Annotated in this window: 10 protein-coding genes; all 10 read right to left on the reverse strand. The window is 55.8% G+C overall.

Annotated features, from left to right (window positions below; genetic code table 11):
* Positions 1–29: 29 nt before the first annotated feature.
* A complete protein-coding gene (locus C7H08_RS17360; protein ID WP_106673466.1) occupies positions 30–1,013 on the reverse strand; it encodes a TAXI family TRAP transporter solute-binding subunit in 984 nt (327 codons plus the stop codon).
* A 185-nt stretch (positions 1,014–1,198) separates the two neighbouring features.
* Positions 1,199–3,583, reverse strand: coding sequence for an efflux RND transporter permease subunit (locus C7H08_RS17365; protein ID WP_106673467.1), 2,385 nt, complete (start codon positions 3,581–3,583; stop codon positions 1,199–1,201).
* Positions 3,584–3,629: 46 nt separating this feature from the next.
* Positions 3,630–4,778, reverse strand: coding sequence for a YCF48-related protein (locus tag C7H08_RS17370; RefSeq protein ID WP_227663326.1), 1,149 nt, complete (start codon positions 4,776–4,778; stop codon positions 3,630–3,632).
* A gap of 142 nt (positions 4,779–4,920) precedes the next feature.
* Positions 4,921–6,309 carry a DUF1329 domain-containing protein gene (locus C7H08_RS17375; protein ID WP_106673469.1) on the reverse strand — a complete coding sequence of 463 codons (1,389 nt, stop codon included), beginning with the start codon at positions 6,307–6,309 and terminating at the stop codon, positions 4,921–4,923.
* Between the two features lie 177 nt (positions 6,310–6,486).
* Positions 6,487–9,126 (reverse strand): aminopeptidase N, encoded by a 2,640-nt coding sequence (pepN, locus tag C7H08_RS17380; protein ID WP_106673470.1) that lies wholly within the window; start codon positions 9,124–9,126, stop codon positions 6,487–6,489.
* A 68-nt stretch (positions 9,127–9,194) separates the two neighbouring features.
* Positions 9,195–10,031 carry a DUF2797 domain-containing protein gene (locus C7H08_RS17385; protein ID WP_106673471.1) on the reverse strand — a complete coding sequence of 279 codons (837 nt, stop codon included), beginning with the start codon at positions 10,029–10,031 and terminating at the stop codon, positions 9,195–9,197.
* Positions 10,028–10,318, reverse strand: a complete 291-nt coding sequence (locus C7H08_RS17390) for a YeaC family protein (RefSeq protein WP_106673472.1) — start codon at positions 10,316–10,318, stop codon at positions 10,028–10,030. Before C7H08_RS17390 ends, C7H08_RS17385 begins: the two co-directional genes overlap by 4 nt.
* Before the next feature lie 174 nt (positions 10,319–10,492).
* On the reverse strand, positions 10,493–11,167 hold the full coding sequence (locus C7H08_RS17395) for a rhomboid family intramembrane serine protease (protein ID WP_106673473.1): 675 nt from the start codon (positions 11,165–11,167) through the stop codon (positions 10,493–10,495).
* 17 nt (positions 11,168–11,184) lie between these two features.
* Positions 11,185–12,198 (reverse strand): metallophosphoesterase, encoded by a 1,014-nt coding sequence (locus C7H08_RS17400; RefSeq protein ID WP_106673474.1) that lies wholly within the window; start codon positions 12,196–12,198, stop codon positions 11,185–11,187.
* A 2-nt stretch (positions 12,199–12,200) separates the two neighbouring features.
* Positions 12,201–13,085 (reverse strand): NAD(+) kinase, encoded by an 885-nt coding sequence (locus C7H08_RS17405; RefSeq protein WP_106673475.1) that lies wholly within the window; start codon positions 13,083–13,085, stop codon positions 12,201–12,203.
* Positions 13,086–13,194: the final 109 nt, after the last annotated feature.

A 13,194-nucleotide genomic window follows, 5' to 3' on the forward strand; every position in this document is an offset into this window, starting at 1 on the left:
GACGCCCGCTCTGTTGGATGCTTATCCGATCAGTTGATCAGGCCAGCCTCACGATAGTACTTGGCAGCACCCGGGTGCAGGGGCGCACTCAGGGCATCAGAGACCATCTCTTCTTTATTGAGGTTGCCAAAGGCCGGGTGCAGGCGCTTGAAACTGTCGAAGTTCTCGAACACGGCCTTGACGACTGCGTAGACGACATCGTCGGGCACATCAGTGGACGACACGAAGGTTGCCGCCACACCGAAGGTGGTTACGTCCTGATCTGAACCACGGTACATTCCGCCCGGAATTATGGCCTTGCGGTAATACGGGTTGTCGTCGATCAACTTTTTAGAGGCCGAGTTGTCCACGTTCACCAGTACGCTGTCACAGGAAGTGGTTGCTTCCTTGATCGCACCGGAGGGGTGGCCAACAGTGTAGAAAAACGCATCAATGTTGCCATCACACAATGCCTGAGACTGCTCTGCCGCCTTAATTTCGGCCGCCAGCGAGAATTTATCCAGACTCCAGCCCATTTCGTTCATCAGAACCTCGGCGGTGGCGCGCTGGCCTGAGCCCGGGTTACCCACGGAAACACGCTTGCCTTCGAGGTCTTCAAAGTTTTTAATGCCCGAGCCCTTGCTGGCAACAACGGTAAACGGTTCCGGGTGCAGCGAAAAAACAGCCCGCAGCTTTTCGTTCTTGCCACTGTCTTCAAACTGGCTGGTGCCGTTATAGGCATGGAACTGCCAGTCAGACTGGGCAACGGCCAGATCGAGCTCGCCGGCACGGATTGCATTCAGGTTATAAACGGAACCGCCGGTGCTCTCAACGGAGCAACGGATGCCATGCTCCTTACGATCCATATTGACCAGGCGGCAGATGGCACCACCTGCAGGATAGTAAACGCCGGTTACACCACCGGTGCCGATGGTGACGAAACGCTGATCCTGGGCCGATACGGCCGTCGATACCGCGCCTAAGCTAACTGCAGCGGCAACAGCGAAAACGGACGCTCTGAGTTTCAGTGTCATGTGTGCTCTTCCTTTTTTCTTGGTCGTTATAATCGAATGTCCGCTTTTAATTACGGACAAACCTATCGTTCGTCTTAGAAGATAGACCACTTCTGGCCATAAATAAAGAAAGCGTTAGCTCGCTAAGCGTTTGACCTAAAAACAAAAAAGCCCGCAATTGCGGGCTTTTTTGTTGTTTCAGGCTGTTACTTCACAGCTCGTGCTTTTGCCAGCATCTTGTCAGGACGCAACAGGAACCGGGCCAGTGCCGGCAGCAACCAGATCGCTCCGATCATGTTCCAGAGGAACATGAAGAACAACAGGAAGCCCATGTCTGCCTGGAACTTGATGGGTGAGAAGATCCAGGTCACCACACCCAGGCCCAGAGTTACACCGGTGAAGATGACCGCCTTACCGGTAGAGCGCAGAGTCTCATAGTAGGCTTCCTGCAAGGTTTTGCCTTCCAGCAGGAACTTCTCCAGCTTGCTGTAGATGTAGATGCCGTAGTCGACACCGATACCGACACCCAGCGCAATGACCGGAAGCGTTGCCACTTTGATACCGATACCAGACACCGCCATGATCGCCTCACACAAAATGGAGGTCAGGCCCAGCGGAATCACAATACAGGCAACCGCACGAATGGAACGGAAGGTCACAAAACACAGCAAACTGACCACACTGTAAACCAGTATCAGCATGAGATTTTTCGCGTTCGAAATAACCTCGTTGGTGGCTGCCTCGATACCTGCGTTGCCAGCTGCCAGCAGGAAGGTGTGCTCTTCGTTGTTATAGGTTTCGGCAAATTCCTCAACCCGGTCAACAACGGTCTGCAGGGTTTCCGCTTTGTGATCCTCAAGGAAAACCAGTACTGGCGTCAGGTCACAGGTCGTGTTAATCAGGCCAGCCGGCGCATCACGAATGGAGGCGTTGATGATGGTCTGGTTGCGGGAAATCTCATACCACTTCCAGCTGCCCTCGTTCAGAGCCTTGGTCACCAGTTTCGACACGTCGGCCAGTGAGGCAGAACTCTGGACACCCGGGGTGTTCTGCAACTCCCACTGCAGGCGATCCATCGAACGCAGCACATTGTACTGGGTACATTGCTCTTCCTGCGTTTTCACCATCACCACCAGAACATCGGCACTGGTCGAGTAATTGTTGATGATGTAGGAGTTATCTACGTTGTAGCGGGAATCGGCACGCAGCTCCGGAGCACCTTCATCAAGATCCCCCACCTGCAGATCCTGCTTGTAGTAAAGCCCCAGACCCAAGCCAATAACCGCGATAAGCAGAGAAATCGGTGCCACACCTGGATGCGAGAAGTAGGACATCACGCGCCACTTACGGTCCTGTTTCTCACCGTGATTCTGAACGTGCCGGATACCACCTTTGGTGATGCCGATGTACGACATGATCAGAACATGCAGCACCAGGTTGGTGAGAATTACGAAGGCAACACCCAGGCCGGCCGCAATGGCCAGATCCCGGATAACATCAATCTCAATAAAGACCAGCGTCAGGAAGCCGAAAGCGTCCGAAATCAGGGCCAGCATACCCGGTATATAAAGTGCCCGGAACGCCAGACGTGCCGAGGTGACGGCATCAAAGCCCTTGCCGGCCTCAACCGCCATGGCGTTAACGATCTGCACGCCGTGACTGATGCCAATCGCAAAGACCAGGAACGGCACCAGAACCGAGTACGGATCCAGACCGTAGCCCAGAAGACGGAGCGTGCCGAGCTGCAGGAAGACCGCAACAATCGACGTGAATACCGGTACCAGCGTGCCCGCGATGCACCGGGAATACCAGAACAGCAACAGCGTGGTCAGCAGGATGGTAATGCCGGCAAACCAGGCAATGGAGGCGATGCCTTCAATCAGATCGCCGACTTTTTTGGCAAAACCGACCACGTGAATGCTGATATCAGGATTCTGTGCCTGATACTTGTCGCGGATTTTCTCTTCCAGCTGACGGGAAAACTCACCGTAGTCCAGCGCTTCGCCGGTTTCCGGGTTTTTCTCATACAGCGGTGCATAAACGATGGTTGAGCGGAAGTTGTCGGAAATAAGGCGTCCGACTTCGGGCGAGCGCAACACATTCTGGCGCAACTGCTCCAGACTCTCGCGACTGCCGTCATAGCCGTCCGGGATCACCGTGCCGCCCTGGAAGCCTTGCTCGGTTACCTCTACCCAGCGGACGTTCGAGGTCCAGAGCGATTTCAGGCCTGACCGGTCAACGCCATCAAGATAGAACACTTCATCAGTGATCAGTTTAAGCGTTTCCATATACTCGGCAGTGAAGATGTCACCGTCTTCAACCGCTATCGCGATCCGGACAAAGTTACCGAGGTTATCCAGATCATCCCGGTGCTCAAGCATGTTGACGATGTAAGGATGCTCCAACGGAATCATCCGCTCAAAACTGGCATCCGGCTGGATCTTGGTAGCGTTGTAGCCAAGAAACAGTGTCAGAATAAAAAATCCAACCAGGATTAAAGCCCGGTTGTTAAAAATCAGCCGTTCAAGAAACGGCTCCGCCTTTGGCGTCGTCAGGTAATGTTCACCCCTGTCGTGCATCGGGTTAGACATTAAAAAGCCCCTCTATCCATTAATCTGTTGATGCCACACCAGGGCGTTAGTTCGGATTCCGGCCACGAGCGTCGGAGATTACAACTCCGCCTTCGCCCACCAGAAGTAAGTTGGTACCGGCCAGCGGAACGACGGCCATCAGGCCCTCCCGGTCGTTCCGGAAAGTCACACGGAAGCTCTCTCCAGCGTTCGTGCTCATCAACACAGCGCCGCCGTTGCCGACCAGGGTGATCCTGCCGTCATCAGCCACGGCACCATTGTTCAGTGTTGCCCCGCCCTCGTTGGGCACAACCGTCCAGCTGCGACCGAGATCGGTGGACCGGAACATGTTACCCCGGAGCCCGAAAGCGATTACTTCATTCACCTGGCCAGTGCCCATAACGCCGAACAAAGAGCCGGTGTAAGGGCTTTCGCGACGCTCCCAGGTATCACCACCGTCCACAGACGCGTGGATCTGACCCGCTTCACCAACCGCCACCAGCGCACCGCCAGTTACCTGAGTAATGCTGTTGATGTGGAAGCTTTGCGGATTGTCGAGTTTCGGGGCCCAGTCTTTCCAGGTTTCGCCGCCATCCTGAGTTCTCAGGATCATGCCGTAGGCACCCACCACAAAACCGTGGCTGTCATCCTCAAACCAGACGTCAAGGAACGGGTTGACCGGTCCGACATCAAGATCGGCCTGCATGTTTTCGAGCGTGAAGTGAAGATCATCCAGAGCCCACTCGAGATCGGCCTTTTCTTCTTCCGGGGCCTGCTCGATCCGTTCTTCCATTTCAGCAATCTGTTCTTCCTTGCTTTCTATGGCCAGTCCGGAGGCTTCAATGCCCGTCAGCTGCAGGGACCAGTTTTCACCCCTGTCACTGGAATGAAGCACCACGCCACTGTGGCCGACGGCCCAGCCGTGCTGTTCAGATCCGAAATCGACAGCGTTCAGTGTCAGCGCAACCGGAACAGAACTCTGAGTCCAGGTTTGTGCTTCATCATCCGAGAAAATAATGTGTCCACGCTCACCAACAGCGACAATGCGCTCACCGGCCCGGGTTGCATCATTGAGCAATGATTTTGGAGCGAGCAGCGTGGTACGCGCAGGGGTTTCAAGAATATCTGGCAGCGCAAATGCCGCGGGCGCTGCCAGCGCCATGGAGAGCCCGACACAGGCAGTCCCCAGTGTCTCGCACATGAACCTATTAGCCATTCAGATTGCCTTTCCGTTGATTGTATCTTGTTACGCTTCGCCCGGTAGCGTGGCAGAAACACAAGCAAACCGGCAGCCGTACGGCCGCCGGCGTCTGTGAAACCACAGCCGCTACCCCGGGATCAGGTTGTGCGCCGGAATCTCAGCGTACACTCCGCCGACGCAGCGAGGCCGGTGAAAAATAACGTACATTGGGCACATCATCAGTGAACACCCGGGTGCCGGACTCTTCAGTGTCCAGTCCCAATACGTGATACCGGCGAGCCTGAAGGTCATGGTATACATCAAGCACTGTCCACACTCCCGGTAATTCATAATAATTCTTCGGAATACCCATGGTCACGCGCCACAATTCACCACGCCCGTCATACTGGTCCAGCAGCACTGTATTCCAGCTGTCGGCGTCCACATAGAAACGGCGCTTGCCGTAAATATGGCGCTCGCCCTGCTTGAGGTCTGCTTCAACCACGTGAACGCGATGCAACTCCCAGCGAGTCAGATCCGGATTCAGGTGGGAAACTCCCAGAATCTCGGAGTAAGGCGTACCTTTTTCACCAATCCGGTAATTGTTGTAAGGAATGTAAATTTCCTTCATTCCCTCGTAATTCCAGTTATAACGATCCATGGCCCCGTTGAAGATATCGGTATCATCCGCGGTGCGCAGGTTGTCGGCTGCCGCTATCGGCGAGTCGTAGCCCAGATTGGGTGCGCGGCGAACACGGCGTTGGCCGGCATTGTAGCCCCAGCCATTTCGCGGATTGATAATCTGGTTCAGGGTTTCGTGAATTAGAATGGCGCCGCCGGCCAGGCGGGGCGGAGACTGGGTAAACGACAGGTAGTAAAAGATAATGTTATCCAGATCGCTTTCACCACCTTCTGGGTTATAGAAGTTGAAGAAAGCTTCCTGCTGAGACGTCACCAGGCCGTAGTCACCGTTCGTCTGTACCGCCACCTCACTGGAACGACGAGTAACGGAAACGCCGCGCCAGCGCGTGAGATGATTCCAGACAACTTGCCAGGCCTTTTCTTCATCGGTGCCATGCAGGATCGGGAACGGATAACCGCCAAATGCGCCACTGATGCCCTCAGCCTGGCCTTCAATTTCGGCATTAACAGCATTTTTGCGGGTATTGTCTGCCACCCATTCCGGTATCGCGTGGGTGCGGCGCGACTCGTAGACCGGGATGCGGAACGTGGTGGGATAAGTATTAAGCATAGCCTTGACACCATCGGTCAGATGCTCACCATACTGATCCATATTGGACGCAGTAATGGTGAACAGAACCTGGTCATCCGGGAAAGGATTGACGTGATGCTGGCCGCTGCCCTGATATCCGGCCGGTGCTTGCGTCAGCCCGCCATTCCAGGCAGGGATGGTGCCCGCTGAGTTACCGGCTTTCACCGAACCGAAAGGCGTAAGATCCTTACCAAGGCGATTGGCCTCAGCTGCGGACACCGCGGCGTGGACTGGGGCCGCTGCAAAGGAAAGCGCAAGCAGCCCGCCAAAAAGTGCGTTCTTGTTGTATCTCATTGTGCAACCTTAAATCCGTCTGGAAGCCCTTGCTGGGCTTTATTGTTATGGTCTGATGCAATCGCAGACTTTCACCCAGATTAGCCGATTGACCAACATTGTCTATCGACCGAAAGTGCGATTTTGTATCCAGCGATGACGACGGCATTACAATCACCGCCGGATACGGGCCGAGCCTCAGTCTGCCAGGCTCTTGTGGACGACTTCGTATACGTCGCGGGACAACTCACTCTTGTCGCGAATGCGTTCAAGTGCCGCTTTCATCTGCTCACAATAATGCGGTGCAAATTTCTTCCAGCGGGTCAGCGGTGACACCAACCGTGCCGCAATCTGCGGGTTGCTGTCATCCAACCGGCACACCTGCTCTGCCAGGAACTGGTAACCACTGCCATCCGGACTGTGGAACGCCGCCAGGTTCTGGCCCGCAAAGGCCCCCACCACGGAGCGCACTTTGTTCGGATTTTTCCAGTCGAAGGCCGGATGTTGCAGTAACTGCTGAATCTGCGGCAACTGCCCTGCCCGATCGCTGGAGGCCTGCACCGAGAACCACAGTTCGACGACCTGCGGATCTTCGCTGAAACGCTGATAGAACGCCGCTAACGCCTGATTACGCTCATGCTCAAAGCCGGAATTCACCAACGCCCGCAACGCACCCAGGCGGTCCGTCATGTTGTCGGCGTTGTCGAACTGTTCGCCGGCCAGTGCCAGCGCTTGTTCATCGTCAATATGCAGCAGCCAGGCCAGCGCGATATTGCGCAGGCTCCGACGGGCAATGGCCTCTGACGACAGCTGATAATCGCCTTGATCCAGATTGCGCTGGTAGCAGGCAACAAGCTCATCGCGCAGGGCGTGCGCAAGATGCTTCATCACTTGTTCGCGGGCGTCATGAATGGCCGGTACATCGGCCTGATCAGAAAGCTCCACCAGATAAGCTTCTGACGGTAACAGCAGCATCTTGGCCACCAGTGCCTGGTCCAGCTCAATGTCATTCAGCAAATGGCGATAGGCCTCTACCAGGCGGGGCTCAACCGCTGCGTCATCCGGCGCACCCAGCAGGGACTGAATTACGTCTACCGCCAGCCGCTGGCCGGCATCCCAGCGATTGAAACCATCCGGATCGTGGCTCATCAGGAACAGCAGCTGCTCGCGGGTCCAGGGATACTGCACCCGAACCGGCGCTGAAAAATCCCGCAGCAACGACGGCACCGGCCGCTCTGGCAGGCCATGGAATTCCACGCTGTGCTCCGTCTCGGTCAGTTCCAACACCCGCTCCAGCGGACCATTGCGCTCTTCGGCATTCAGGTTCAGCGGCAGAGGGTCACCTGCGCTATTCAGCAGTCCAATTGCAAAGGGAATGTGCTGCGGTTTTTTATCGGTCTGGCCCGGCGTATTCGGAATCGACTGCCTGATGGTCAGGCGGTAAACACCGCGACTTTCATCATAGTCGTCTGTCACAGCGACCACCGGCGTGCCGGCTTGCTCATACCACAGGCGGAATTGGCTGAGATCGCGGCCAGAGGCGTCTTCCATGGCGCGAACAAAATCGTCGGTGGTTACTGCCTGGCCATCGTGACGTTCAAAATACAGATCGCTGCCCTTGCGGAACAGCTCTTCCCCCAGCAGGTTATGAATCATGCGTACCACTTCCGCACCCTTCTCATAAATGGTCAAGGTGTAAAAGTTGGTGATTTCCATATAAGACGCCGGGCGAATCGGATGGGCCATGGGGCCGGCATCCTCGGCAAACTGTGCGGTACGCAGCAGGGTGACGTCTTCAATCCGCTTGACCGTGGGCGAGCCCATGTCGGCTGAAAACTGCGAATCACGGAAGACAGTAAATCCTTCTTTCAGACTGAGCTGAAACCAATCCCGGCAGGTTACCCGATTGCCGGACCAGTTATGAAAATACTCGTGGGCGACAATGGCTTCGATGCGCTGGAAGGCGGCATCGGTGGCGGTATCCTGGCTGGCCAGCACGCACGAGGAGTTGAAGATATTCAGGCCCTTGTTTTCCATGGCGCCCATGTTGAAGTCATCCACCGCCACGATCATGAAGATATCCAGATCGTATTCCCGGCCGTAGACCTCTTCGTCCCAGCGCATGGAGCGTTTGAGCGCATCCATCGCGTACTCGCATTTTTCCGAGTTGCGGGGCTCCACGTACATGCGCAGCTCTATATTCCGGCCCGAGCAGGTGCTGAAGGTATCTCGCTTCTCCAGCAGGTCGCCAGCCACCAGCGCAAACAGATACGCCGGCTTGGGGAACGGATCTTCCCAGGTCACAAAGTGCCGGCCGTTGTCCAGATCACCCTGCTCAACCGGGTTGCCGTTAGACAACAGCACCGGATACGCGCTCTTGTCGGCTTCAACGCGGGTACGGAACCGCGCCATCACATCGGGGCGATCCGGGTAGTAAGTAATGCAACGGAAGCCCTCGGCCTCACACTGGGTGCAGAACATTCCGGATGACTTGTAAAGACCTTCCAGCCGGGTGTTGTTCTGGGGCTCGATCCAGGTCACCACCGCAAGTTCGAATTCTGCCGGCACCTCCGGGATCACCAGTTTGTCGCCCTCGTCCTGATAGGCACCGGCTAACAATGGCGTGCCGTTGAGCGCCAGAAATTCCAGCTTCAGGCTGTCGCCATGCAACTCCAGTGGCGCACCACTGCCGGACTCAGGGTTCTGGCGCATAGACAGCGTGCTATGCACGCGGGCGCCGTCCTCGAACAATTCAAAGCACAGGTCCACCTGATCAACAAGAAACGCAGGGGCCTTATAGTCGCTGAGGTAGATCGTTTGTGGCTGGTTGGTACGCATTCACACTCTCCAGACAAAAGGTGCCGGGCCGAATAAAAAGTGTTGGGCCAGACAAAAGACTTGTGGGTTCAGTCAAGAACCCGGAACCGGACTTCATAACCGGTGAATTTTCGGATATTGATAACGCCGGTATCGAGCATCAGATACTGGCCCTTGATGCCCTCAAGCAGCCCTTCCACTTCCGGGGTCTTGTCCAGGTTGTGACTGGCCACTTTTGATGGCCACACCTGCACCGGATAACCCAGGTTTAAAGAAGCTTCGTCGACCACCTGAATGCTGCTGTCACCGTGCTGCTGCTTCAATTGCGCCAGATCGCCTGCAATCAGAGCCAGTATTTTGCCTCGTTCTTCCAACAGATCCAGCTCCGGCACGTCGCCTTTTAGCATGGTCCGCCAATTGGTGCGGTCTGCTACATGGTTTTTGCAGGCCACTTCGACCAGACCCGACAAATAACGGCTGGCAACGCGAAGCATGGGGATCGCATCCACCGCGCCCTGATCAATCCAGCGGGTCGGTATCTGAGTGCCTCGGGTAATGCCCACTTTCAAGCCACTGGAATTGGCCAGGTAGACCACATGCTCCACCATGCAATTGCGTTCGCCCCATTCGGGCTCCCGACAAGTGCCCAAATGAAAGTGACACTTCTCCGGGCTCATAATGCAGCTGTCGCAGGCGGCCAGCTTTCGAAAACACGGATAGCAGAACCCCTGATTAAAACTCTTCTTGGTGATCCGGTCGCAATGAATACAACGGATCACACCGTCAAAATCCAGACGCACCTTGCGACCAATCAGCTCATTTAACGGGATCGCCGTGTCGCCCACTTTGAGCGTGTAGGACACTGGGTCTCCGGCTTCGGCCGGCATTTTTCTCAACCGGCCAGTAACATCGATGACTGCGCTCAAACCTTGACCTCGACGAACTGGTCCGGGTCGACGTCATTTTTGCGCTTGCTGAACTTTACCGAAGGATCGCATGCGGTGCCGGCTTTTTCACCGCGGTCCAGAAAACCCACCCGCTGCTGTTCCGGGATGTCGTGCTTGTTCTCGTAGTAGATAACCGCCTCCAGGCTGATTTCCCGCTGCTCGCGGGTCATGGCCCGGCCATCCGGCCACTTACCCAGTTCGATGGATTGTTTGAGGTTCCGATACACCATCGGGTCCAGCCGTTCGATCAATTCGTCGTAGGTCATGATGCCTCCTGAACAATGATTCATAAATAAACCGGCAAATCCGTTTGACAGACTCAAATGATAACGATTATCATTACTTCACCAAATGACAGAAGGTCGTATCATTTGGTCTCTCTCATCAGGAGCTATACGCTCTTTTCAGCCCCGCCTCTGTGCGGGGCTTTTTTTGTGCTGTCACCCTATCTTGCGCCGCGGCGGGATGATGGCAGCCAGAGCCAGGCCCGCGACAAAACCGCCAAGATGCGCCTCGTTAGCCATGCGCCCCACCCCAATCATTTCCGGGAGCGGCGTAAAGCCGATGACCATCCACACCAAGGCAAAGGTCACCAGCGCCGGGGGAAACTGGAATCGGGGCCCGCGCCGCTGGCTCAGCCAGCAATACCCCAATATGCCGTAAACCACCCCGGACAAACCACCAAACAACGGGCCGGAGACCAGATACTGAAGACCGTTAGACGCCAGACTGGTCACCAAAAACAAGGCGATAAGACGGGGCCGGCCATCAATCCATTCAATCTGACTACCCAGGAACCACAACATCACCGAATTAAAGATAAGGTGGGTCCAGCTGAAGTGCAGAAAGTCCGGTGTGATCAATCGCCAGATCTGACCGCTCGCCATGGTGGCGGACAGCGCATCCAGACGCCCACCCAGTGAGTCGAATGTGTACCAGGGCAGCGACCGTGGGTCCACGACCATCATCGCGGCCGCCACAGAGTTCTGCCCCATCGAGGTAAACCATACCATCACCAAGGCGATCGCAATCAGGGCAACCACAAAAGGTGCATGCTGTGGTGCCGGCTGCCAGCGTCCACTCGGGGTAATCGGAGAAGATGTCTGTTGATCCAAGTTGACCTCGCTGATCGTTAACGTGCCACGCTGTCTTCGCTGGTGGGATAATCCGGCTGTTCTGGCCGATCTACCTCTACCCAGACAAACTTGTCGCGGGAAAGTATCGTTTCATCGTCCAGCCGATATGCCACCAACTTGCCATACTTCACCGCGCTGTAGTCGATACAAGCGACATTTGGCTTCAAGGGGGCCGGCTCGCCCTCCATCCAGTAATGCCCAACAAAAACCGGAGGCGCATCCTGCGAATAGGTGGTCAGCTGTTTCAGCTCATCGTTCCTGAGTTCCATGCGGGCGACTTCCGGGGGCAAGGGATCGGGTTGAAAAACCACGTCAGCGTAGGTTATCGGATTATCGGACCAGAACTTGGTGCGGAAAAACTCACGCACATAACCGTCACGACCGGTAATTTTTACCCCCTCCGGCAACCGCAAGTCCGTGCCCCGCAGCAGTGTATCCATTACCTGGCCCGCGAAGGATTCAATGGCTGCTGACGCGTGCAGGAAGTCTTCATCGATGCAGGCGCCACCCTGACTGTGCCGGAACTTGTCGATCAGTTCCTGATCCCAGCAAGCGTGCACTGCCCGAAAGTGATCTTCCTCAATGAACAGCGGGATGGTGTAAAACCATTCCAGAAACTCGTTCCACTCATGAGGATACGCATCAAACTGCTCAAGAGTTTCCTTGATCAGGCGGTCGTGGCGGGCATTGTGCTCCCGCAAGAACTGTTTGCCACTGCCAGGTCGGGCCCGGGTACAATACCCGAGTGCGTTATACTCATGGTTGCCCATCACAATCTGGGCCGAGCCGTGCTCAACCATATCACGGACCAGGTGCAGCGATTCGCGAATTCGCGGACCGCGGTCAATGATGTCGCCGATGAAAATAGCCTGGCGGCGCGGATGCTTGTAGATACCATTCTGTTTACGGTAGCCCATATGCTCAAGCAACCGCTCCAGAGTGCGCGCGCAACCGTGTATATCACCAATGATGTCGTAACCGCGGCTCGCGGCTGAAGTCTTGCCCGCCATAATCAACTCGCTGCTATTTCGCTTGCCCAACCCAGCTTGTCACGGCAGGTGGCGTAGAAGTTGTGATCGGTCGGATGGATCAAACGGATCTTGAAAGGCTTTTTGGTGATACGGATAATGTCGCCGGGCGCGCAGGCGATGTTCATCTGACCATCAAAGCTGATCTGCGGATAGGTCTCGTTGGTTTCCCCGATGACCAGTTTGATCTCGCTCTTGCCGTCCACCACGATCGGGCGACTGCTCAGGGTATGGGGGAACATGGGCACCAGCACAATGGCATCCAGTTTCGGATGCATGATCGGGCCACCGGCAGAGAGCGAGTAAGCCGTGGAGCCGGTCGGCGTCGCCACAATCAGGCCATCAGATCGCTGGCTGTATACGAAATGGCCATCCACATACAGATCAAAGCCGATCATCCGAGTGGACTTACCAGGGTGCAGAACCACATCGTTCAAGGCTGAGCCGAAGCCCAAAGGCTGACCGTTGCGCTCGACATGACCGTCGAGCAGAAAGCGGGATTCCTCAATGTACTCGCCAGCCAGTACCTGGCCCAGGCGCTCTTCCAGATCAGACGGTGAAATATCGGTGAGAAAGCCGAGCCGCCCCCGGTTCACCCCAAGAATGGGAATTTTGGATTTGGCCAGCTCCCGGGCGGCGCCCAGCAGACTGCCATCACCACCCACTACGATGACCAGATCGCAAATCTCGCCCAGTAGCTTCTTGCTGGCCACCTGAAGACCGTGGCCCGGTATCATGGTCGCGGTGTCTTCTTCGATGATCACCTGGTAGTTGTTGGCAGTGAGGTACTGCTTCAACTGCCGCAGCGATTCAACCACCTTGACGCTGCCCATGCGCCCTACAATGCCGATATTCCTGAACTGGTCCATGAAGTATCCTGTGGTGTCTGAATGAGACAGGAAAGGCCTGCGCCAACCCTGATCCGTGCGAAACAGAACCACAGTTTAACGAAACTCAGGCAGATACTGAAAAAAGATC

Source organism: Marinobacter halophilus (assembly GCF_003007685.1).
Lineage (GTDB): Bacteria > Pseudomonadota > Gammaproteobacteria > Pseudomonadales > Oleiphilaceae > Marinobacter > Marinobacter halophilus.

Coding starts and splice junctions, on each gene's coding strand:
- C7H08_RS17360 (WP_106673466.1), bottom strand. CDS start 1,013: ATGACACTGAAACTCAGAGCGTCCGTTTTCGCTGTTGCCGCTGCAGTT.
- C7H08_RS17365 (WP_106673467.1), bottom strand. CDS start 3,583: ATGTCTAACCCGATGCACGACAGGGGTGAACATTACCTGACGACGCCA.
- C7H08_RS17370 (WP_227663326.1), bottom strand. CDS start 4,778: ATGGCTAATAGGTTCATGTGCGAGACACTGGGGACTGCCTGTGTCGGG.
- C7H08_RS17375 (WP_106673469.1), bottom strand. CDS start 6,309: ATGAGATACAACAAGAACGCACTTTTTGGCGGGCTGCTTGCGCTTTCC.
- pepN (WP_106673470.1), bottom strand. CDS start 9,126: ATGCGTACCAACCAGCCACAAACGATCTACCTCAGCGACTATAAGGCC.
- C7H08_RS17390 (WP_106673472.1), bottom strand. CDS start 10,318: ATGACCTACGACGAATTGATCGAACGGCTGGACCCGATGGTGTATCGG.
- C7H08_RS17400 (WP_106673474.1), bottom strand. CDS start 12,198: ATGGCGGGCAAGACTTCAGCCGCGAGCCGCGGTTACGACATCATTGGT.
- C7H08_RS17405 (WP_106673475.1), bottom strand. CDS start 13,085: ATGGACCAGTTCAGGAATATCGGCATTGTAGGGCGCATGGGCAGCGTC.